Origin of the sequence: Kitasatospora cheerisanensis KCTC 2395, assembly GCF_000696185.1 — a bacterium.
GTDB lineage: Bacteria > Actinomycetota > Actinomycetes > Streptomycetales > Streptomycetaceae > Kitasatospora > Kitasatospora cheerisanensis.
Genome location: NZ_KK853997.1, coordinates 3,825,208 through 3,845,859 on the forward strand (window position 1 = coordinate 3,825,208; position 20,652 = coordinate 3,845,859).

Sequence of the window (20,652 nt, forward strand, 5' to 3'; positions counted from 1 at the left end):
GCAGGTGTACGCCTGCTCAGCCGTACGCCTGCTCAGCCGTACGTCTGCTCAGCCGTACGCCCTCAGCCGGCCAGGGCGGCCTTCACCGCGGCGGCCACCCGGCCGCCCTCCGCCTTGCCCTCGACCTGCGGACGCACCAGCTTCATCACGGCGCCCATGCCCTGCGGACCGCTCGCCCCGGACTCCGCCACCGCGGCGGCCACGATCCCGGCCAGCTCCTCGTCCGTCAGCTGCTTCGGCAGGTAGGCCTCCAGCACCTCGCCCTCGGCCCGCTCGCGGGCCGCCTGCTCGGTACGGCCGGCACCCTCGAACGCGTCCGCGGCCTCGCGCCGCTTCTTCGCCTCCTTGCCGATCACCTGCAGCACCTCGGCGTCGGACAGCTCGCGCTTCTGCTTGCCCGCCACCTCGGCGCTCGTCACCGAGGCCAACGTCAGCCGGAGAGTGGACGAGCGGAGCTCGTCCCGTGCCTTGATGGCAGCCGTCAGGTCCTCGTGCAGCTGCTCCTTGAGCGTCGTCATGCCGCCGATTCTGACACCTGTCCGGGCCCGACGCCGCCCCTTTACCTGCCGGTTCGTGCTGACGACCCGTCATCCCCCGTCGACCCCCGGGTGCTTGTCCGGCTTTTCGAACGGTCTGCGACCATGGACCGATGCGACCGCTGTACTCCGTCCCGCTCGGTGTCGCCGCCACCGGCGCCGCCTGTCTCGTCTACGCCGCCGGGTACGAGGTCCGCTCGTTCCGGCTTCGCCGCGTCGAGGTCCCGGTCCTGCCCGCCGGCGCGCGGCCGATCCGGATCCTCCAGGTGTCCGACATCCACATGGTCACCGGACAGGCCAAGAAGCAGCGCTGGCTGCAGAGCCTCGCCGGACTCCGGCCCGACCTGGTCGTCAACACCGGCGACAACCTCTCCGACCCGCTCGGCGTGCCCGCCACGCTCGACGCGCTCGGCCCGCTGATGGACTTCCCCGGCGTCTACGTCTTCGGCTCCAACGACTACTACGGGCCCGCCCGCAAGTCGCCCACCCGCTACCTCAAGGCCCTGCGCAGCGGGGTCCACGGCCTCAACAACCCCGACGGCTCCGGCCGACGCGGCATCACCGGCGCCGTCCACAACCCGTGGCAGAAACTCCGCGACGGCTTCGACGCGGCCGGCTGGCTCGACCTCACCAACACCCGCGGCCGGCTCTCCGTCGCCGGCCTCGACATCGAGTTCACCGGACTAGACGACCCGCACATCCGCCGCGACGACTACAGCGCGGTGGCCGGCGGCCCCTCCCCCGACGCCGACCTCTCCCTCGCCGTCGTCCACGCCCCGTACCTGCGCGTCCTCGACGCCTTCACCGCCGACGGCTACCCGCTGATCCTCGCCGGCCACACCCACGGCGGCCAGCTCTGCATCCCCTTCTACGGCGCCCTGGTCACCAACTGCGACCTCGACACCGACCGGGTCAAGGGCCTCTCCACCCACACCGCCGCCGGCCACCGCTCCCACCTCCACGTCTCCGCCGGCTGCGGCACCAACCGCTACACCCCCGTCCGCTTCGCCTGCCCCCCCGAAGCCACCCTCCTCACCCTCACCCCCGCCCCTCGCTGACCAGCCCCTAAACCGGATTTCGTGTCTGGCCCCACCTCCTGTAGAGTTCTACTCGTTGCGCCGGACACGGAAGGCAACAAAGCAGGACCGGGGTATAGCGCAGCTTGGTAGCGCGCTTCGTTCGGGACGAAGAGGCCGTGGGTTCAAATCCCGCTACCCCGACTTCGTAACACCAGCTCAGGGCCGGTGACTCGCAAGAGTCACCGGCCCTGGCTGCTTCTCCCAGCCCTCTGGGGAGAATGCTTGGAGAAAGCCGCCGGATAACTGGCTTACCGGGCCGACGGCCAAGGCTCCCTCAGCAGCACGTCGAGCCACATCCGGGTGAGGCGAGTCGTCCTCGTGCCCCATCCGCTCGTCCTTGAGTATCACCGGTGTCCGCAGCTCGTCCATCATCGTCTTGTGCGGGTGCCGGGTTTCAGGCCGCGCGCGATCATGGCACGCCTGAGCGCGGACGGCAGCCCCATCCCGTGGGCAGGAACGCCGGGTCAGGAGTCGGCCAGCCTCAGCGCCCCAGACGCGCCTCCTCCGGGTAGCAGCCGGTAGCTGCCGGATGAAACAGCCTCGTGGCAAACCTGTGCCTTTGGCGGCACGGTCAGGCAAGCAGGCCGGCCAGTCCACGCCGTCAGTCGGCTTCGCCCATCCCTTCTGAGGGATCCGCTACTTCTGCTGCCTCCCAAAGGCAAATTGGTGGTTCAAACTGGGCTCGATTTCCACGCCAATCACGCCAACCGATCTTGGTTCGGGGAGGTTGACGATCCGACGCAGCAGCGCCTCCCGGCGAAGGCGGCCGCCATCCCTGTTGGAGCATCAGAGACGGCGGCCGGCTGAGTTGTCTGGTTGAACGGCTAGGTTGTGCACCGGGCGGGCTTGGCCCATGGCGGATGCGCGCGGACCGGTTGGACTGGGGATGGGGTACGGGGCAATGGGTGCATGGCTGGTTCTGGCAGTAGGGGACGACCGCTCGCACGGTGGCAACGATGGGTACGACGACGAGCCGTCGCAGCACTACAGCTGGGACAGCACCGTCCCAAACCATGCGAACATGCAGGTCGGCGATGTGATCGCGCTCTGGGACAAGAAGGCCTTGCTGGGGGTGTCGGTGATCGAGGAGATCGCCCGGGAGCAGGCTGAGAAGGACGTCTACACCTGCCCGCACTGTGGGAAGGCCAGCTTCAAGCCCCGCAAAACCAAGAAGCCGGAGTATTTGTGCTTCGACTGCAAGGCCGAGTTCGACGTCCCTGTCACCAACCGCAGAGCGGTAACGACCTACCGGTCCCGGCACGATGCCGCGTGGACCGACATGGCCGGTCTGCTGCCCGGCCAGCAGCTCCGCGCACTGTGCGACAGCCCCAAGTCCCAGAACAGCCTGCGCCCGCTCCAGTGGGACAGGCTCCGGACGGCTATCGAGACAACTGGCGAGAGCACCGTGCGTATCGTCGACGCCGCCCAGAAGACCTTCCAAGACGAACGCCACAGGGCGGCGGCGAACGAGAAGGGCTTCCACGGCGACCGACCGATCAAGGGCGGGCATCGTACTGTTACCGTCCGGGCCAGGCTCGGCCAGCGCGCATTTCGCCAGCACCTGCTCGCTACCCATGGCGACAACTGCGCCTTTACCGGCCCCACTCCGCGCACCGCCTTGGACGCCGCCCACCTGTACAGCTACGCAACCAACGGCGAACACCACGACGACGGCGGACTGCTCCTCCGCCGGGATCTGCACCGCCTGTTCGACTTGGGTCTGCTGGCTGTCCACCCCGCACAGCTCACCATCGACGTATCCGCGCAGCTCACCGACTACCCGCTCTACGCCGACCTGCACGGCAGAATACTCACCGTGGCACTGAGCGCGGCGCACCGAAGCTGGTTGCGAATCCACTGGACCATGCACCGCACCGACCCGGTCTGACGTAGAAACTGGGGCGGGCCTGGACCTCCTGGTGCGGTGCTGCTGCCGCGGTCAAAACACGCGGACCGCATCTCGATAGGCAGCACGAAATATTGCGCGCGCCTCGGGCCCACAGGACACGAGGCGCGTCCCGGCAGAGGCCACTCTCTGGGGGTGTGACTTGGAGGAGATCTTGAAAGCTGCGACTCAAGGTGCCGACAGAGGCCAACGTCAATCAATGGTCTGAACGGCACCGTTGGCATCGTTTCCTGGTCGCCCGTCCCTCAGGGTCTAGATTCGGGGCGAGAGGCCGTGGGTTCAAGTCCCGCCACCCCGGCCGGGCTGTGAGGGCCGCATCGGCGAGATCCGGTGCGGCGCTCACTCGTTGGGGCGGGTGGGTGGGTGGTGTGCGGTGGGGCCGTCACCTGTGTGGGGTCGTGCCGTTGTGATGGGCATGAGCGTGTTTGCGATGGCACAGTCGTTTCCCGTCGAGCAGGGGCCGACCAGTGTTCCGGTGTTCTACTCCGGGTACTGGCTGCGGCCGACGTACACGCAGCGGGTGGATGACGATCAGTGGGATCTGCGGGTTCCTGCCAGTCAGTTGGCGGAGTTGGCGGGGCCGGTGGACGCGGCCGAGCGGCTGGGGGCGCGGCGGGAGCTGTTGGCGAGTCCGCAGAACGCGGGGCGGGCGCAGCTGTTGCGGGAGTGCCCGGAGCTGTTCGGGATCGTGGGCCGGGTGGTGCTCGGGGTGGACGAGCTGCTGTGGCGGGCGGAGTTGGGGTGGGGCGGTTGCAGTGTCGACCTGTCCGGCATCGAGTGCATCGACGGGTTCCAGACGATCGGGTTGATCGCGCGGGGTGCGGCGGACCTGTCGACGGAGCATCTGGACCGGGCGGTGCTGGACGTCCGGATCGTGAGTGGTGCGGCGCGTGAGCTGGCCCGGGCCGCGCACGATCATGCGCACCGGCATCACAATCCGACGGTGGCGCAGGACCTGTTGCTTCGTCATCCGGTGATGCGCAGGCTGGTGCGGCAGTTCGAGAGCGACGGGATTCCGTTCCGGTTGCGGCGGGGTGAGCGGCGCGGGCCGAGCCGCGGCGGTTACGCGGTGGACGAGGCGACCACCGCGCTGGCGCTGTTCTCGGCCGGGGAGGGCCCGGCGTTGGCGTTCCAGACGCTGACTCCGGAGGGCCGGGAGGAGATCTGGCGGGATCCGTCGGGGTCGAAGTTCCGGGCGTTGTTCGGCGCGGAGACGGAGGCGACCGGGGTGCGGATCGCGATCATGTTCCGGCGGGCGATCCTGGAGGAGTTGGAGGAGATGCTCCGCGAGCGGTCGGCGCACCACTGGCACCTGCTGGCGGACGCCCCGGACCTGGTGGTGTGGGCGGTGGCGCGGGAGTTGCCGCTGGCCGAGCTGCACCGGGACACGGCCGGCCCGTGGGCGCCCGCGTGGGAGCGCATCCTGGACCACCAGTTGCCGGCGCTGACCCGGACGACCGCCGAGCGGCTGGTCGCCGCGTACCGGAGCGAGCGCACCCGGGTGTACCGGCGGGACGAGGTCCGCGAGTTGGCGTGGTGGTCGCGCATCCTGGACGCCGCCGCCGTGGCGTGACCCCGCGCGGCACCGTCCCGCGCCGCTGCCCGTGGGTCCTCCGCCGCGGCGTGACCCCGTCCGGCGCCGCCCGACACCTGCCGACCCCGCGCGACACCGTCCGCCACCACTGCCCGTAGGCCCGCCGCCGTGGCGTGCCCCGCGCGACACCGTCCCGCGCCGCTGCTCGTGGGCGCCCCCGGCGGGGCATGATCGGTGTGTCGAGGTCGGGAAGTCGACCGGGTTCGGAAGGGGACGGGCGTGGCGGACGATCTGGGTGTGCGGGTCGCGGGGTTGATGGGCCGGGCCAGGGCGGATCTGGCGGAGCTGGTGGCGATCCCCTCGGTGGCGGATCCGCGGCAGCAGCCGCCCGCGCGGTGCCGGGAGGCGGCGGAGTGGGTGGCCGCGGCGTTCTCGGAGGTGGGCCTGCGGGACGTGCGGCTGGTGGAGACGCCGGACGGCAGCCTCGCGGTGCTGGGTCACCGTCCGCCGCCGCCGGGCGCGCCGACGGTGCTGCTGTACTGCCACTACGACGTGCAGCCGCCGCTGGGCGAGGAGTTGTGGGTCTCGCCGCCGTTCGAGCTGACGGAGCGGGACGGCCGCTGGTACGGGCGCGGTGCGGCGGACTGCAAGGGCAACCTGGTGATGCACCTGACCGCGTTGCGGGCGCTCGGGGACGAGCTGCCGGTGGGCGTGAAGCTGGTCGTGGAGGGTTCGGAGGAGCAGGGGACGGGCGGCCTGGAGGAGTACCTGGCGCAGCATCCGGAGGACCTGCACGCGGACGCGCTGCTGATCGCCGACACCGGCAACGCGGCGGTGGGGGTGCCGACGGCCACCACCTCGCTGCGCGGGATGGCGAACGTGGTGGTGACGGTGCGGACGCTGGAGTCGGATCTGCATTCGGGGATGTTCGGCGGCCCGGCCCCGGACGCCCTGGCGGCGCTGGTGCGGATCCTGGACTCGCTGCGCGACGCGGACGGCGGGACGCGGATCGAGGGCCTGCCGGCCGACGGCGTCTGGGAGGGCGTGGGCTACGACGAGCAGCAGTTCCGGTCGGACGCGGGCGTGCTGGACGGGGTGGCGCTGACCGGTTCGGGGACGGTCGCGGACCGGTTGTGGGCGCGTCCGGCGGTGACGGTGCTGGGCATCGACTGCCCGCCGGTGGTGGGTTCGGCGTCGGCGGTGCCGGCCGAGGCGCGGGCGCGGGTGAGTCTGCGGGTGCCGCCGGGGATGGATCCGGGCGCGGCCCAGCAGGCGTTGACGGCGCACCTGGTGGCGGCGGCGCCGTGGGGTGCGCCGGTGTCGGTGGAGCCGGAGTCGAAGGGTTCGCCGTTCCGGGCGGCGACGACCGGGAGGGCGTACGCGGCGCTGGACCGGGCGGCGCGGGAGGTGTACGGCAAGCCGTTGTCGTTCCTGGGGCAGGGCGGTTCGATTCCGCTGTGCAGTGCTCTTGCCGCGCAGTACCCGGAGTCGGAGATCATCCTGATGGGTGTGGAGGAGCCCCGTTCGCTGATCCACGCGCCCAACGAGAGCGTCGACCCGGGCGAGATCGAGCACATGGCCCTGGTCGAGGCACTGTTCCTGCGCCACTACGCGGCCGCCGGCCGCTGACCCCCAGGGAGAAGATCCTGATGCCCGAGCCGTTCACCACCGCCGACTTCCAGGCCCGGATGGCCCGTGCCGCGACGGCCGCCGCCGATGCAGGGCTGGCCGGACTGGTCGTCACGCCCGGTCCGGACCTGACCTATCTGACGGGCTACCACCCGACGGCGAGCACCGAGCGGCTGACCGCGCTGGTGGTCGCGCCGGGCGCCGAGCCGGTGCTGCTGGTGCCGAAGCTGGAGCGTCCGGACGCGGAGCGGGCGGCCGGCGCGGAGGCGGTCCGGATGGCCGACTGGGTGGACGGGCAGGACCCGTTCGCGGTGCTCGCGCCGAGCCTGGACCCGTCCGGCCGGTACGGGATCTCGGACAACGCGTGGGCGATGCACCTGCTGGGGTTCCAGGAGACGCTGCCTGGCACCTCGTACGCCTCGCTGACGGCGGTGCTGCCGATGCTGCGGGCGGTGAAGGAGCCGGACGAGCTGGCCCGGCTGGCGGCGGCGGGTGCGGCGGCGGACCTGACGTACGGGGCGATCCTGGGCGTGCCGTTCGCGGGGCGCACGGAGCGGCAGGTGGCGGCGGACCTGGCGGCGCTGTTGATCGAGCACGGGCACAGCCAGGTGGACTTCACGGTGGTCGGCTCGGGTCCGAACGGGGCGAATCCGCACCACGAGGCCGGGGACCGGGTGATCGAGCGCGGTGACACGGTGGTGTTGGACTTCGGCGGGCTGAAGGACGGCTACGGCTCGGACACCACTCGGACGGTGTTCGTCGGCACCGAGCCGCCGCAGGAGGTGCAGGAGGTGCACGACCTGGTGCGGCGGGCCCAGCAGGCCGCGTTCGACGCGGTGGCGCCGGGGGTGAGCTGCCAGGAGATCGACCGGGTGGCCCGGGCGGTGATCACCGAGGGCGGGTACGGCGAGTACTTCATCCACCGCACCGGTCACGGCATCGGCCTGACCACGCACGAGCCGCCGTACATGATCGAGGGCGAGACCCGGCCGCTGGTGCCGGGCATGTGCTTCTCGATCGAGCCGGGCGTCTACCTGCCGGGCCGGTTCGGCGTCCGGATCGAGGACATCGTGACGGTGACGGAGGACGGCGGGCTGCGGTTCAACGGGACGCCGCACGAGCTGGCGCTCGTGAACTGACGCCTCCCCGCCGGGCGTTCAGCGGCTGAACGCCCGGCGGAGCTCGGCGCGCAGGGCGCGCAGCGCGGGGCGGGCCCGGGGCGGGAGACCAGGGCGAGCAGGCCCGGGGTGGTGAGGCCGGCGACCGGGACGGGCAGCAGGGCGGGGAAGGCCTCGGCCATCGAGCGGCTGAGCACGGCGACGCCGAGGCCGCGGACGGCGAGGTCGGCGATCGCGGAGGCGGCGGAGGCCTGGAGGGCGATCCGCGGGGTGAGGCCGGCGGCGGCGCAGTCGCGGTCGAGGACGGTGCGCACGCCGGTGCCGGGCGGCAGGCAGATCAGCGGGTGGGCGAGCAGTTCGGCGAGCGTGGTGGCGGCTCCGGCGAGCGGGTGGCCGGGCGGGACGGCGGCGACCAGGGGTTCGTCGATCAGGGTGTGCGCGTCGAGGCCGTCGGGGGTGGTGCCGGCGCAGCCGATCAGGGCGAGGTCGAGGGCGCCGGTCCGGACGGATTCGGTGAGGTGGTCGGATTCGCCTTCCAGCAGGGCGAGTTCGACGCCGGGGTGGGCGCGGTGGAAGGCGGCGAGGCCGTCGAACAGCGGGGTGAGGGTGCAGCCGGCGACCATGCCGACGGTGAGGCTGCCGCGGATCAGGTCGCTGATCTCGCCGACCGCCTGGCCGACGGCGCGGGCGGCGGCGACGGCCTGCCGGGCGTGTTCGAGGGCGGCCTTGCTGGCCACGGTGAGGGTGACGCTGCGGGTGGAGCGGTCGAAGAGTTCGGCGCCGAGTTCGCGTTCCAGCTGCCGGATCTGGGCGCTGACCCCGGACTGGCTGATGTGCACCCGCTCGGCGGCGCGGGTGAAGTTGCGTTCCTCGGCGACGGCGAGGAAGTACTCCAGCTGCCTCAGTTCCATGAGTCCTGATTCTAGTTCCAAACAGAACCAGCTGTTGGACTTCTGATCGCGCGGGAAAAAGAATGGACTCATCACCACGAGGAGGCAGCGATGAGCGAGTACGAGAAGGCGATGCGGCCCGAGGACCTGACCCGGCTGTTCGTGGAGCGGTCCAACGCGGGCGACGCCGCCGGGGTCGCCGCGCTGTACGAGGAGCACGCCGTGATGGCGTACCCGCCGGGGCGGTTCACGGTCGGCCGGGAGGCGATCCGGGCGCTGTGGGAGCAGGTGCTGGCGCACCGTCCGCAGTTCACCCCGGAGCCGCCGCTGCCGACCCTGGCGGCGGACGGCATCGCGCTGACCGCCACCCCGCCGAAGGACGGCGCCGGGGCCCGCGCGCAGGTGGTGCGCCAGCAGCCGGACGGCAGCTGGCTGCGGCTGCTCGACCAGCCCGAGTTCCTCCGGCCGGAGAGCGCCGCGTGAGGCACCGCGCAGAGCACCGCGTGAGGTGCTACGCGGGCAGCCGCTTGTAGTAGTAGGTGGTGTCGGCGAGCACGCCGTCCGGGGTGGCGGCGTGCTCGGGGACGGTGCCGAAGGCGGTCCAGCCGGCGGTGCGGTAGAGGTGTTCGGCGGCGCTGCCGGTCTGGGTGTCGAGCAGCAGCAGGGTGGCGCCGGTGTCGCGGGCGGCCTGCTCGGCGGCTGCCAGCAGGCGCCGTCCGAGGCCGGCGCCGCGGGCGTCGCGGTGCACCAGCAGCTTGGCGACCTCGGCGCGGTGCCGGCCGTTGGGCCGGGTCTCGCGGACCAGGGAGACGGTGCCGAGCAGCCGGCCGTCGGGGCCGGTCGCCGCCCACAGCAGGCGGCTGCCGTCGGCGACGGACGGGTGCAGGGTGCGCCACCAGGCGGCGGCCTCGTCGCGGCCGGTGCCGGCCAGGAAGCCGACCGAGGCGCCGTCGTCCACGGCGTCCAGCAGCAGGTCGGCGAGCGCGTCGCAGTGGGCGGGCAGGTCGTCGGCGGTGAGCGGGCGGATGGCGGGGGTCATCGCGCCACCGTACTGCGGGCCGTACCCGGGGGTCGGGGCCGGTGTCAGGAATGGTTACCGTGGTGGGGTGTACCGGTTCCTGTTCAGCCCGCGGTGGCTCGTCGGCTCGGTCGTCGCGGTGGCGGCGATCGGCGTCTGTCTGATGCTGGGCTCCTGGCAGTTGGGCCGGTTCGAGAGCCGGGTGTCGACGCACCAGGAGAACGGCAAGGCGGCGGCCGCGGCCGCCGAGGCCGAGCCCCGGTCGCTGGCCGAGGTGCTGCCGGACGCCGCGGCGAAGGTCGGCACCGACACCCTCGGCCGGACGGTGAACGTCACCGGCTCCTACGACACGGCGCACCAGTTGCTGGTGCCGAACCGGACGGTGGACGGGCGGCAGGGCTACTACGTGCTGACCCCGCTGCTCACCGACGGCGGCCGGGCGGTGCCGGTGGTGCGCGGCTGGGCGGCGGGCTCGCCGGGGCGGCCCCGGAGGCGCCGTCCGGGCAGGTGTCCGTGACGGGCCGGCTGCAGGCCCCGGAGAACAGCGGCAGCGGCGGCGCGGTGGCGGGCGGCCTGCCGACCGGGCAGCTGGGCACGATCAGCCCGGCGACGCTGGTGAACGTGCTCCCGTACCCGGTGTACGACGGCTGGGTGGCGGCCGACGACGTCCCGGCGGGCCTGGCGGCGGTGCCGACGGTGCAGCCGCAGGGCGGGGACGGGCTGAGCCTGCGGGCGTTCCAGAACCTGGGCTACACCCTGGAGTGGTTCGTCTTCGCCGGGTTCGTGGTCTTCATGTGGTTCCGGCTGGTGCGCCGCGAGGCGGAGGCCGCCCAGGACCGGGCCCTCGGACTGGACCCGGCCCTGGACTGACCGTCAGCGGGTGCCGGAGCGGGACGGCGACGGCCGCGCCGACGGCGGGGCCGGGGCGCTGCCGGACGGCGTCGCGCTGGGGCTCGGGCAGGGCACCGGCGGGGCCGCCGCGCTCGCCGTGGCTCCGCCGGGCGACGCCGACGGCGAGCCGGTGGCGGGGCCCGCGGCGGGCAGCGCGTTCGGAGTGGCGCAGTCGGAGCCGGTGCCGTTGAAGCCGCCGAAGCCGGCCGCCGGCGAGGGGTTGCCGCACTCGTCGACGTAGTCGTCGCTGCGGGTGGAGCCCGGCCGGTGGTGGTAGTGGTGGACCACCGTGGTGCCGCCCCCCGTGTAGTGGGAGGTGCTGGAGCCCTTCTTGCCGCTGGACCCGCTGCTGCCCTTGGAGCCGCTGGAGCCCTTGGAGCTGCGGCCGCCGCTCTTGCCCTTGGCGAGGAACTGCAGGTCGAGCCCGGTGTCCGCCTTCGCGGGGCCGGCGGCCTCCACGCAGTCGTACTTCTCGGTCGACGAGCAGCCGGCCAGGGTCAGCACCACGGCCCCGAGCGCGACGGCGGCCAGCGCGGCGCGTCCACCCATCAGTTGTCCCCCCTGCCGGCCGGGTCTACCGGTCACCGGACGGTGCCGGGGGCCAGGTGCCGCCGGACGAAGTCGATCTCCAAGCGGAGCTGCTTGATCCGCTCGTCGACGACCAGCGAACCGTGCCCGGCATCGTAGCGGTACACCTCGTGGACCTTGCCGAGCTCCTCCAGCCGCCGGACGTAGTTGTCGATCTGCCGGATCGGGCAGCGCGGGTCGTTGACGCCGGCGCTGATGTACACCGGGGCCTTGACCTGCTCGACGTGGCTGAGCGGCGAGGAGGCGTGCCAGCGCTCGGGGACCTCCTCGGGGGTGCCGCCGAACAGCGTGCGGTCCAGGGACTTCAGCGCCTCCATCTCGTCCGCGTACGCGGTGAGGTAGTCGGCGACCGGGACGGCGGCCAGGCCGAGCGTCCACAGGTCGGGCTGGGTGCCGAGGCCGAGCAGGGTCAGGTAGCCGCCCCAGGAGCCGCCGGACAGCACCAGCCGGTCCGGGTCGGCGAGGCCGCTGCCCACCGCCCAGTCGCGGACCGCGCCGATGTCCTCCAGCTCGATCAGGCCGACGCGTTCGGTGAGCGCGTCGGTCCAGGCCTGCCCGTAGCCGGTGGAGCCGCGGTAGTTGACCCGGACCACCGCGAAGCCGTGGTCGAGCCAGGCGGCGGGGCCGGCCGCGAAGGAGTCGCTGTCGTGGTGGGTGGGGCCGCCGTGCACCTCGAACACCGTCGGGTGCGGGCCCTCGCCGGCGGGGCGCTGCACCAGGGCGTGCACCCGGCCGCCGGGGCCCTCCACCCAGACGTCCTCGACCGGCACCGAGCCGGGCGGCACCGGGCCGGGCGCGCGCAGCACCACGGTGCCGGCGGTGGAGCGCACCGCGGACGGCTCGGCGGCGGAGGACCACAGGAACTCGACCGTGCCGTCGGGGCGGGCGGTGGCCCCGGCGACGGTGCCGCGCGGGGTGTCCAGGCGGGTCAGCTCGCCGGTGTCCAGCCGGTACGAGAACAGCTCGGAGCGGGCCTCGTACTCGTGCTCGATCAGCAGCGAGCGGGCGTCCGGCCGCCACTGCGCGGACAGGTCGCCGGGGAACGGGCGGCCCTGCTCGTCGCGGAGGCTCAGCTCGGTCTCGGTGCCGGTGGCGACGTCCCACAGCATCGGCTCCCAGCGGCCGGTGCGCTGGTGGGCGACCAGCAGGCGGGTGTCGCCGGGGGCAGGCGCGAAGCCGAGGCAGGCGACGCCGCGCGGCTCGGCGCGGCCGGTGACCTCGTCGAGTTCGGCGACGGTCGCGCCGTCGGGCAGCCGCAGCACCCGGATCGCGGAGTGCATGGCGTCGCCGTGCTCGGTGTGGTCGACGGCCAGCAGGGTGCTGTCGTGGGACAGGTCGCCGACGCCGCCGTACTCGGCGTGGTGGTAGACCACCTCGGGCTCGGCGGCGCCGGGGCGGCGCAGGTACAGGGTGGTGCCCTCGTCGTCGGTGGAGGTGCCGACCACCACGGTGCCGTCGCGGCCGAGCGCCAGGCCCGCCTCGTAGGCGGCGGGGACGCCGGGCACGGCCTCCTGGTCGGGGCCGCCGGCGAACGGCTGGCGGCGCCAGACGCCGAACTCGTCGCCGTCGGTGTCGTCGAACCACCAGATCCACTCGCCGTCGGGGCTGAGCTCGGCGTCCGTGGTGCCGTTGGGGCGGTCGGTGACCCGGCGGTGCTCGTCGGTGCCGCGGTCCCACGCGTACACCTCGTAGGTGCCGGTCGCGTTGGACACGTACAGGGCCCGCTCGGGTGCCTCGTCCGCCCAGTCCGGCAGCGAGACCCGTGCTGCCCGGAACCGCTGCTCCCACGCCGGAACGACGTTCGTCTGCTCGTTCATACCCTCATCCAACCGGATCGCAGGCGGTGATCGGAACGGCGGCGGCGAACGGCGGGGACACGAAACGGCTGCGGTCCGGTTCCTGACGGAGCATCAACCGAAGAGGTACAAATACGACATAACGACCGTAGGAGTTGTGCCGTGACCGTCTCCGCACCCCCGCTCGACCACCTCGACCTGCCCGTCCTCGCCCAGCACCTGGGCCTGGTCGAGGAGATCGAGCAGTACCTGGCCGGACTCCCGCCGCCCCCGACCGCCTCGCCTGCTGCGCTCCCCCCGGCGCAGCCCGGCAGCCACGGCGGCCGGTACGGCTCCGTCCGCCAGCCGTGGAACCACGGCTACCCGCTGCCGCGCCGCACCCTGCTGGACCGCCTGGGCCGCCGCCCCGGCCCGCCCGGTGCCCGTCACCGTCGCCGGGCATCTGCGGCTGACCTCCCGCTACCTCGCCGAGGCCGGCTGGATCCAGGCGCGATGTGGGACGCGGCCGGCCGGGTCTGCCTGCTCGGCGCGCAGACCGCCGTCCTCGCGCACGGCTACGGCACCGCGTACACGGTCCGCCGGGCCCGCGCCCAGGTCATGGAGGTGCTGCACGCCACCGGCCGCCCGACCACCTCGCCCGACCTGTGGAACGACCTCCCGGGCCGGCGGCAGGCCGAGGTGCACGCCCTGCTGCAGCGTGCCGAGGCCCGCGCGGAGTCGCTCGGCATCTGACCCGCCCGCCGTCAGATCCGCGCGGCGTCCGCCAGCAGCGCGAGGCGCTCCGCGGTGGGCGAGCCCGGCTCCGCGGTGTAGACGACCAGGTGCAACCCGGGCTCGCCGGGCGGGGTGAGCGTCTCGTAGCCGAGGTCCAGCTCCCCCACCCGCGGGTGCAGCAGCAGCTTGCGGCCGTGGTTCTTCTCCCGGACGCCGTGCCGCGCCCACAGCTCGGCGAACAGCGGGTCGGCGGCCAGGTCGGCGAGCAGCGCGGCCAGTTCCGGGTCGTCGGGGTGGCGGGCCGCGTCCACCCGCAGGAACGCCGCGGTCTCGGCGGCGACCCGTTCGAAACTCGGGGTAGAGCCGGCGGCCGGCCTCCGACAGGAACGCGTGCCGGGCCACGTTGACCTGCCCGGGCGGCATGTCCGAGAACCCCATCACGGCGTCGCCGGCCGCGTTCCAGGCCAGCACGTCCAGGCAGCGGCCGAGCACGAACGCGGGCGAGTCCAGCGCGTCCAGCACCAGCCGCAGGCCGGGGCGCAGCTGCCGCGGGCTGCGCCCGGTCGTCCCGCGCGGCGGCCGGGCCAGGTCGTGCAGGTGCTGCCGCTCGGTCCGGTCCAGCCGCAGCACCCGGGCGACGGCGTCCAGCACCTCCGCGGACACCCCGTCGCCGCGGCCCTGTTCGAGCCGCACGTAGTAGTCGACGCTGACCCCGGCCAGCTGCGCGACCTCCTCGCGGCGCAGCCCCGGCACCCGGCGGCGGCGCCCGTGCTCGGGCAGTCCGACGTCGGACGGCTGGATCAGGGCCCGGCGCAGCCGCAGGAACTCCCCCAGTTCGCTCATCCCCTGACGATACGTCGGGGACGGGCCGGGAAGGTGGTTCCGGCAGACCCAGGAAAAGCCCGGCCCTGGGCAGCGGGCCGGCACGCGCCAAGACTCGTGGACGTCACCGCAGCAGACCCGAACAAGGAGCGTGACTTCCATGGGGTACCAGACCCTGCACGGCCGCACCGCCGTCGTCACCGGCGCCGCCAGCGGCATCGGCGAGGCCGTCGCCCGGCAGCTCGCCGCGGACGGCGCCCGGGTGGCGCTGCTGGCCCGCCGGGCCGGGCGCCTGGAGCGGCTGGCCGCCGAACTCGGCCCGGGCGCGATGCCGGTGCCCGTCGACGTCACCGACCAGGACTCGGTGGACGCCGCCCGGCAGCGGGTGCGGGAGGCGTTCGGCCGGGTCGACCTGGTGGTGAACGCGGCCGGCGTGATGCTGCCCAATCCGGTGGACGACGGCCGGATCGACGAGTGGGCCCGCATGATCGACACCAACCTGACGGGCGTGCTGCGGCTGGTCCGCGCCTTCGGCCCGGACCTGGTGGCGGCCGCGGCGGACGGCGCCACCGCCGACCTGGTCAACATCTCCTCGATCGGTGCGCACGTGGTGTTCCCGAACTACGCGGTGTACGGCGCGACCAAGGCGGCCGTCACCCAGCTCTCGGCCGCGCTGCGCGCCGAGTACGGCCCGCGCGACGTGCGGGTCACCGCGGTCGAGCCCGGCCTGACCGACACCGAGCTGGGCAGCCACATCGACAACCCGGCGCTCGGCCCGGACGGCCAGCTCGGCGCCATGTTCGACGCGATCGGCGCGCTCTCCCCCGCCGACGTCGCCGACCTGGTCGGGTACGCGGCGAGCCGGCCGCGGCACGTCAACCTGCGCCACCTGGTGGTGCTGCCCACCCGGCAGGCCTGAGCGGGCGTCAGGAGGTGGCGCCCTGGGAGGGCCCGGGGCCGGGGGCGGGGCCGGCTCGGGCGCCGAGTGGTAGACGGTGCCACCGCAGCCGGCGGGCAGGGAGGTGGTGGCGGCGGGCCCGGTGGCCGGGTCGGGGTGTAGCCGAGGGTGAATCCGGCGGCCGGCGGGGGCTGGCCTGGCCGCCGGGGTGGCCCCGGCGGTGGGGCTGGGGTCGGACGCGACGGCGGGCGCGGGCTGCTGCCGGCCGGGCCGTCGGCGGCGGGCAGCGCGGCGCTGCTGGGTGCCTGGGTGGGCTGCGGGCCGGTGGGCGCGGGCGAGGCGGTGTCGCAGTGGGCCGGCACCCAGGCGAACCGGACCAGGTAGGAGCTGCCGGGGCCGAGCAGCAGTTCGCGGGGCAGCCCGGCCGGGTCGGGCAGTCCGCCCGCCGGGTCGCCGGCGGTGTGCGCGAGCACTCGGACGCCGGCCGCCCCGGCGCCGACGGCGACGACGCCCGGATCGGTCACCCGGCAGGGGTGGTCGGCGGTGTTGGTGAGCTGGAACCAGCCGTAGATCCGGCCGTCGGTCGAGCCGGCGGCGGCCTGCCGGGCGTCGATCCGGCCGAGGTCCGTGCGGGTGCACAGCGGCGGGACGGCGGGCGACGCGCCGGTGCTGGGGCCGGCGGAGGTGCTCGGCCCGGCGGAGGCACCGGGGCCGGTGCCGCCGGGACCGGCGGGCGACTCGGCGCCGGTGCTGTGCGGGTGGCCGGTGGCGGCCGCGGACCGGTCCGGGGCGGGGCGGCGCCGCCGGGCGCGGCCTGGCCGCCGGTGGGGTCGCCGGACAGGTGGAACGGCTGGGCGGCGTGCACCACGGGCAGCACGGCGACGGCCGCGGCGAGCACGGCGGCGCCGCCCCAGGCGCGCCGCCGGGCGGCCCGGCGGCGGGGTACGGCGGTGCGCAGCCGGGGCAGCGCCCCGGGCTCGGGCTGGACGGCGGCGACGGCGCGGTGCATCCGGTCGCGGAGCTGGTCCTCGGTCAGTTCGCCGTGCGGGTGCGGGTGGTGCCGGTCAGTCATCACCGGTCTCCAGCCGCACCCGGAGGGCGGCGAGTCCGCGCGACCCGTAGGCCTTGACCGAGCCGATGGAGATGCCGAGCACCTCCGCGACCTGTGCCTCCGTCAGGTCGGCGTAGTAGCGCAGCACCAGCACCTCCCGCTGACGGCGTTGCAACCCCCGTAGCGCGGCCTTGAGTTCGTCGCGCTCCAGCGCATCGTAAGCCCCCTCTTCTGCACTGGCCATGTCAGGCATGGGCTTGGGCAGCAGGCGCAGGCCGAGCAGCCTGCGGCGCAGCGTGGAGCGGGACAGGTTGACCACGGTCTGCCGCAGGTAGGCGAGGGTCTTCTCGGGGTCGCGGACCCGGCGCCGGGCGGCGTGCACCCGGATGAACGCCTCCTGGACGACGTCCTCGCAGGAGGAGAGGTCGTCGAGCAGGAGAGCCGCGAGTCGCAGCAGGGATCGGTAGTGGGCCCGGTAGGTGTCGGTGAGCTGGTCGACGCTGGCCCCGGTCGCGTCCGCTGCCGCCGCAGCAAAGCCCATCCGACTACCGGCCCGCCGGGCCGCCCCGGGCAGGGTGATGACCACCGCCGCCCCTGTCACGTTCATCACGCTGGTTGGACACCCGATCCCCTGTCCTGGTTGCCCCGTGCCGGGGACGTTTTCCGCAGAGAGGGAATCCCCCTCCGGAACGCGGTCGCTCCGAAGGGGGATTCTGACAGACCCGGCGGACGGTCAGGGTCCGCTTCACCCGTCCCGCACACAACCTCTGCGCTGTGCGCGGTCCGCGGGCCGGGGGTCAGCGGCCGGTGCCGCCGTAGACGACCGCCTCGTCGCCGGAGCTGTCCAGCCCGAAGGCGGTGTGCACGGCGCGGACGGCCTCCGGCACGTCCTCGGCGCGGGTGACCACCGAGATGCGGATCTCCGAGGTGGAGATCAGCTCGATGTTCACCCCGGCCTCGGACAGCGCCTCGAAGAACGTCGCGGTGACGCCCGGGTTGGAGCGCATGCCGGCGCCGACCAGCGAGATCTTGCCGATCGCGTCGTCGAAGCGCAGCGACTCGTAGCCGATGCCGGCCTTGACCCGGTTCAGCGCGTCGATGGCCTTCTGGCCCTCGTTGCTGGGCAGCGTGAAGGAGATGTCGGTGAGGCCGGTGGCGGCGGCGGAGACGTTCTGCACCACCATGTCGATGTTGACCTCGGCGTCCGCGATGGCGCGGAAGATCCGGGCTGCCTCGCCCGGCTTGTCCGGCACCCCGACGACGGTGACCTTGGCCTCCGACGTGTCGTGGGCGACCCCGGAGATGATGGCCTGCTCCATCTCGCCCCCTTCGGGCTGGTTCGGGTTGGTGCCACTGACGATAGTCCCCGGCAGACCGGAGAACGACGATCGTACGTGGATGGGGATGTTGTAGCGCCGCGCGTACTCCACGCAGCGGTCGAGCAGCACCTTGGAACCGGACGAGGCCAGCTCCAGCATGTCCTCGAAGCCGATCCAGTCGATCTTCCGGGCCTTCTTGACCACCCGCGGGTCGGCGGTGAACACGCCGTCCACGTCGGTGTAGATCTCGCAGACCTCGGCGCCCAGCGCGGCCGCCAGCGCCACCGCGGTGGTGTCGGAGCCGCCGCGGCCCAGCGTGGTGATGTCCTTGGAGACCTGCGAGACGCCCTGGAAGCCGGCCACGATCGCAACGTTGCCCTCGTCCAGGGCGTTGCGGATCCGACCCGGCGTCACGTCGATGATCCGGGCCTTGTTGTGCGTCCCGTCGGTGATCACGCCGGCCTGGCTGCCGGTGAACGACTGGGCGTCGAAGCCCAGCGTTTTGATCGCCATCGCCAGCAGCGCCATGGAGATGCGCTCTCCGGCGGTCAGCAGCATGTCGAACTCACGGCCGGACGGAATAGGCGTCACCTGTTCCGCGAGTTCGATGAGCTCGTCCGTGGTGTCACCCATCGCGGAGACCACGACGACGACCTCATGGCCGGCCTTCCGGGTGTCCACGATTCGGCGGGCGACGCGCTTGATGCCTTCGGCATCCGCGACGGATGAGCCGCCGTACTTCTGCACGACAAGGCCCACGGGGGCTCCTCGACTTGGGGTGGTAGGTCGCCGCCAGTCTAACGAGCAGGGGTGTTCCGGCCGACGCTTTCCACATCGTGAGATGCGCATATCGAACTCTGATCACCGCGGACCGGCAGGTCTGCGGGCCCCGGCCGCCCGCCCCGAAGAATCGCCGCCGGCGCACCGCACCCGCGACCGGAATCTTCGCCTCCGGCCCGCGGATGACTGATGCGTCACACCGTGTGGCCCGGGCGCGTCTAGAGGCCGAGCTCGGCCGCCATCAGGTCGCCCGCCTGCTGCTCCAGCTGCTCGTCCGTCAGCCCGTCGTCGTCGGTGTCCGCGCCGTCCGGCACCGCGCCCAGCGGCGAGTCCAGCCGCACGTGCGCGATCAGCGACTGCAGCGCCCGCAGCACCGCCGAGCAGGTCGAGCCCCAGTTCGACAGGTAGGAGAACTGCCACCACCACAGCGCCTCCGACACCCGGCCCTCGCGGTAGTGCGTCAGGCCGTGCCGCAGCTCGCTGACCACGCCCGCCAGGTCGTCCGAGATCCGGAACGCGCTCGGCTTCTCCGGCGGGCCGTACGGGTCGAACACCTCGTGGTAGACGTCGATCGGCGCCAGCAGCTCGGCGAGGCGCTCGCGCAGCTCCACCCCGTCCGGCTCCGGGCCGGCGTCCGGCTCGAAGCGGTCCTCCGGCAGCACGTCCTCGATCGCGCCCAGCCGACCGCCCGCCAGCAGCAGCTGCGACACCTCCAGCAGCAGCAACGAGATCGCACTGCCCGGCTCGTCGCCCTTGGCGACCTCGGTGACGGCCAGCACGAAGCTCTCCACCGAGTCCGCGATCTGCACCGCGAAGTCGTCCGGGGCCTCGGTGCTGCCCAGCACCCGCGCCGGGTCGGAGGGGTGGGTTCGGTCAGCGGTGTCGGTTCGGTCAGACATCGAGCAGTCGTCTCCCTTCGAACGCCCGGCCGAGGGTGACCTCGTCGGCGTACTCCAAGTCCCCGCCGACGGGCAGTCCGCTCGCCAGCCGGGTGACCTTGAGGCCCATCGGCTTGCACAGCCGGGCCAGATAGGTCGCGGTCGCCTCCCCCTCCAGATTGGGGTCGGTGGCCAGGATCAGCTCGGTGACCGTGCCGTCCGCGAGCCGGGTCATCAGCTCGCGGATCCGCAGATCGTCCGGGCCGACCCCCTCGATCGGGCTGATCGCCCCGCCCAGCACGTGGTACCGGCCGCGGAACTCACGCGTCCGCTCGATCGCCACCACGTCCTTGGGCTCCTCCACCACGCAGATCACCGCGAGGTCGCGGCGCGGATCCAGGCAGACCCGGCACTGCTCGGACTCCGCGACGTTGCCGCAGACCACGCAGAACCGCACCTTCTCCTTCACCTGCTGCAGCGCGAACGCCAGCCGCCGGACGTCCACCGGATCGGCCTGCAGGATGTGGAAGGCGATCCGCTGGGCGCTCTTCGGACCGACTCCGGGCAACCTGCCCAGCTCGTCGATCAGGTCCTGCACCACGCCCTCGTACACCGCCACGCCTTCCTTCGACCGGGGTTCGCACTCCGGTGCCATCATCCAACGAATCGGGCGCCGGACACACCGCCCGACGCCCTACTGGCTCAGAAATCACACAACTCATTGCCAGCGAACGTTCAGCTGCCGCCCGAGGCTGCGCGGAGGCGCCGCCCGTTCCTCAGAACGGCAGGCCGGGGATGCCGCCGCCGCCCAAGCCCTGGGCCAGCGGGCCCATCCGCTCCGCCTGCAGCTTCTGCGCCGCCGCGTTGGCGTCGCGCACCGCGGCCAGCACCAGGTCCGCCAGGGTCTCGGTGTCCTCCGGGTCGACCGCGGCCGGAGAGATCTTCACCGACGTCAGCTCGCCGGCGCCCGTCACCGTCACCTCCACCAGACCGCCGCCGGCGGACCCGCGGACCTCGGTCTCGGCCAGCTCCTTCTGAGCCCGGCCGAGCTCCTCCTGCATCTTCTGCGCCTGCTTCAGCAACTGCTGCATGTTCGGCTGGCCACCAGGGAACACGGGACTCTCCTCGATCCGTCGGCACTCACTCGGCCGACGCGAAAAACCGCTGGGCACCCGCGCCGGCACCTGCCCCGAGCCTACGCGGCC

Annotated in this window: 17 protein-coding genes, 1 tRNA gene and 3 pseudogenes; 10 read left to right on the forward strand and 11 right to left on the reverse strand. The window is 73.2% G+C overall.

The annotated features are described in order from the left end of the window. Nucleotides 1-62: 62 nt before the first annotated feature. Entirely contained in the window at nt 63-518 is a 456-nt protein-coding gene (locus tag KCH_RS17290; protein ID WP_035864049.1) for a GatB/YqeY domain-containing protein, read from the reverse strand. Nucleotides 519-649: 131 nt separating this feature from the next. Between KCH_RS17290 and KCH_RS17295 the strand changes: the two genes are divergently transcribed. The 6 genes from KCH_RS17295 (at nt 650) to KCH_RS17320 (ending at nt 7,823) form a co-directional block, all read left to right on the forward strand. Next, complete coding sequence (locus tag KCH_RS17295; RefSeq protein ID WP_035864051.1) at nt 650-1,594, forward strand: metallophosphoesterase; 945 nt, start codon at nt 650-652, stop codon at nt 1,592-1,594. 88 nt (nt 1,595-1,682) lie between these two features. Then, nucleotides 1,683-1,756: transfer RNA gene (locus tag KCH_RS17300), tRNA-Pro, on the forward strand. Between the two features lie 760 nt (nt 1,757-2,516). Beyond that, on the forward strand, nt 2,517-3,503 hold the full coding sequence (locus KCH_RS17305) for an HNH endonuclease (RefSeq protein WP_051653973.1): 987 nt from the start codon (nt 2,517-2,519) through the stop codon (nt 3,501-3,503). A 448-nt stretch (nt 3,504-3,951) separates the two neighbouring features. After that, complete coding sequence (locus tag KCH_RS17310) at nt 3,952-5,094, forward strand: hypothetical protein (protein WP_157032083.1); 1,143 nt, start codon at nt 3,952-3,954, stop codon at nt 5,092-5,094. Nucleotides 5,095-5,370: 276 nt separating this feature from the next. Beyond that, complete coding sequence (locus tag KCH_RS17315) at nt 5,371-6,684, forward strand: dipeptidase (protein WP_208866057.1); 1,314 nt, start codon at nt 5,371-5,373, stop codon at nt 6,682-6,684. A gap of 20 nt (nt 6,685-6,704) precedes the next feature. Then, nucleotides 6,705-7,823, forward strand: a complete 1,119-nt coding sequence (locus tag KCH_RS17320) for an aminopeptidase P family protein (protein ID WP_035864057.1) — start codon at nt 6,705-6,707, stop codon at nt 7,821-7,823. Between the two features lie 18 nt (nt 7,824-7,841). Here KCH_RS17320 and KCH_RS17325 read toward each other — a convergent pair. Beyond that, nucleotides 7,842-8,713, reverse strand: a pseudogene (locus KCH_RS17325) (LysR family transcriptional regulator). Nucleotides 8,714-8,803: 90 nt separating this feature from the next. Between KCH_RS17325 and KCH_RS17330 the strand changes: the two are divergent. Next, on the forward strand, nt 8,804-9,175 hold the full coding sequence (locus KCH_RS17330; protein ID WP_035864059.1) for a YybH family protein: 372 nt from the start codon (nt 8,804-8,806) through the stop codon (nt 9,173-9,175). Nucleotides 9,176-9,203: 28 nt separating this feature from the next. Here KCH_RS17330 and KCH_RS17335 read toward each other — a convergent pair whose 3' ends face one another. After that, entirely contained in the window at nt 9,204-9,731 is a 528-nt protein-coding gene (locus KCH_RS17335) for a GNAT family N-acetyltransferase (protein WP_035864061.1), read from the reverse strand. A 67-nt stretch (nt 9,732-9,798) separates the two neighbouring features. Between KCH_RS17335 and KCH_RS17340 the strand changes: the two are divergent. Beyond that, a pseudogene (locus tag KCH_RS17340) lies at nt 9,799-10,580 on the forward strand (SURF1 family protein). 3 nt (nt 10,581-10,583) lie between these two features. On the opposite strand, the gene KCH_RS17345 reads toward KCH_RS17340, so the two are convergent. Both KCH_RS17345 and KCH_RS17350 read right to left on the reverse strand, forming a co-directional pair. Further along, nucleotides 10,584-11,150, reverse strand: a complete 567-nt coding sequence (locus KCH_RS17345; protein ID WP_035864064.1) for a hypothetical protein — start codon at nt 11,148-11,150, stop codon at nt 10,584-10,586. Between the two features lie 32 nt (nt 11,151-11,182). Continuing rightward, nucleotides 11,183-13,006 (reverse strand): S9 family peptidase, encoded by a 1,824-nt coding sequence (locus KCH_RS17350; RefSeq protein WP_035864066.1) that lies wholly within the window; start codon nt 13,004-13,006, stop codon nt 11,183-11,185. 141 nt (nt 13,007-13,147) lie between these two features. Between KCH_RS17350 and KCH_RS17355 the strand changes: the two genes are divergently transcribed. Further along, the gene (locus tag KCH_RS17355; protein WP_035864068.1) at nt 13,148-13,717 is read left to right on the forward strand and encodes a DUF6197 family protein; all 570 of its coding nucleotides are present in this window, start codon (nt 13,148-13,150) and stop codon (nt 13,715-13,717) included. Nucleotides 13,718-13,728: 11 nt separating this feature from the next. Here KCH_RS17355 and KCH_RS17360 read toward each other — a convergent pair. Then, a pseudogene (locus KCH_RS17360) lies at nt 13,729-14,542 on the reverse strand (helix-turn-helix transcriptional regulator). 139 nt (nt 14,543-14,681) lie between these two features. Here KCH_RS17360 and KCH_RS17365 point away from each other — a divergent pair. Beyond that, nucleotides 14,682-15,440, forward strand: coding sequence for an SDR family oxidoreductase (locus KCH_RS17365; protein WP_035864070.1), 759 nt, complete (start codon nt 14,682-14,684; stop codon nt 15,438-15,440). A 1,043-nt stretch (nt 15,441-16,483) separates the two neighbouring features. Here the strand turns inward: KCH_RS17365 and KCH_RS17370 are convergent. The 5 genes from KCH_RS17370 to KCH_RS17390 form a co-directional block, all read right to left on the reverse strand. Next, nucleotides 16,484-17,077 (reverse strand): SigE family RNA polymerase sigma factor, encoded by a 594-nt coding sequence (locus KCH_RS17370; protein ID WP_035872433.1) that lies wholly within the window; start codon nt 17,075-17,077, stop codon nt 16,484-16,486. Between the two features lie 190 nt (nt 17,078-17,267). Beyond that, nucleotides 17,268-18,548, reverse strand: coding sequence for an aspartate kinase (locus KCH_RS17375; RefSeq protein WP_035864072.1), 1,281 nt, complete (start codon nt 18,546-18,548; stop codon nt 17,268-17,270). A 239-nt stretch (nt 18,549-18,787) separates the two neighbouring features. Beyond that, nucleotides 18,788-19,468: a DUF5063 domain-containing protein gene (locus KCH_RS17380; RefSeq protein ID WP_035864075.1), complete on the reverse strand. Its 681-nt coding sequence runs from the start codon at nt 19,466-19,468 to the stop codon at nt 18,788-18,790. Then, nucleotides 19,461-20,060 carry a recombination mediator RecR gene (gene recR / locus KCH_RS17385; RefSeq protein WP_035872435.1) on the reverse strand — a complete coding sequence of 200 codons (600 nt, stop codon included), beginning with the start codon at nt 20,058-20,060 and terminating at the stop codon, nt 19,461-19,463. Before recR ends, KCH_RS17380 begins: the two co-directional genes overlap by 8 nt. 163 nt (nt 20,061-20,223) lie before the next feature. Continuing rightward, nucleotides 20,224-20,538, reverse strand: a complete 315-nt coding sequence (locus KCH_RS17390) for a YbaB/EbfC family nucleoid-associated protein (protein ID WP_425268906.1) — start codon at nt 20,536-20,538, stop codon at nt 20,224-20,226. Nucleotides 20,539-20,652: the final 114 nt, after the last annotated feature.

Bases quoted from the DNA above. Each gene is read 5' to 3' on its own strand.
- KCH_RS17290 (WP_035864049.1), bottom strand. From the start codon at position 518: ATGACGACGCTCAAGGAGCAGCTGCACGAGGACCTGACGGCTGCCATC.
- KCH_RS17295 (WP_035864051.1), top strand. From the start codon at position 650: ATGCGACCGCTGTACTCCGTCCCGCTCGGTGTCGCCGCCACCGGCGCC.
- KCH_RS17305 (WP_051653973.1), top strand. From the start codon at position 2,517: ATGGGTGCATGGCTGGTTCTGGCAGTAGGGGACGACCGCTCGCACGGT.
- KCH_RS17310 (WP_157032083.1), top strand. From the start codon at position 3,952: ATGGCACAGTCGTTTCCCGTCGAGCAGGGGCCGACCAGTGTTCCGGTG.
- KCH_RS17315 (WP_208866057.1), top strand. From the start codon at position 5,371: ATGGGCCGGGCCAGGGCGGATCTGGCGGAGCTGGTGGCGATCCCCTCG.
- KCH_RS17320 (WP_035864057.1), top strand. From the start codon at position 6,705: ATGCCCGAGCCGTTCACCACCGCCGACTTCCAGGCCCGGATGGCCCGT.
- KCH_RS17330 (WP_035864059.1), top strand. From the start codon at position 8,804: ATGAGCGAGTACGAGAAGGCGATGCGGCCCGAGGACCTGACCCGGCTG.
- KCH_RS17335 (WP_035864061.1), bottom strand. From the start codon at position 9,731: ATGACCCCCGCCATCCGCCCGCTCACCGCCGACGACCTGCCCGCCCAC.
- KCH_RS17345 (WP_035864064.1), bottom strand. From the start codon at position 11,150: ATGGGTGGACGCGCCGCGCTGGCCGCCGTCGCGCTCGGGGCCGTGGTG.
- KCH_RS17350 (WP_035864066.1), bottom strand. From the start codon at position 13,006: ATGAACGAGCAGACGAACGTCGTTCCGGCGTGGGAGCAGCGGTTCCGG.
- KCH_RS17365 (WP_035864070.1), top strand. From the start codon at position 14,682: ATGGGGTACCAGACCCTGCACGGCCGCACCGCCGTCGTCACCGGCGCC.
- KCH_RS17370 (WP_035872433.1), bottom strand. From the start codon at position 17,077: ATGAACGTGACAGGGGCGGCGGTGGTCATCACCCTGCCCGGGGCGGCC.
- KCH_RS17380 (WP_035864075.1), bottom strand. From the start codon at position 19,468: ATGTCTGACCGAACCGACACCGCTGACCGAACCCACCCCTCCGACCCG.
- KCH_RS17390 (WP_425268906.1), bottom strand. From the start codon at position 20,538: ATGCAGCAGTTGCTGAAGCAGGCGCAGAAGATGCAGGAGGAGCTCGGC.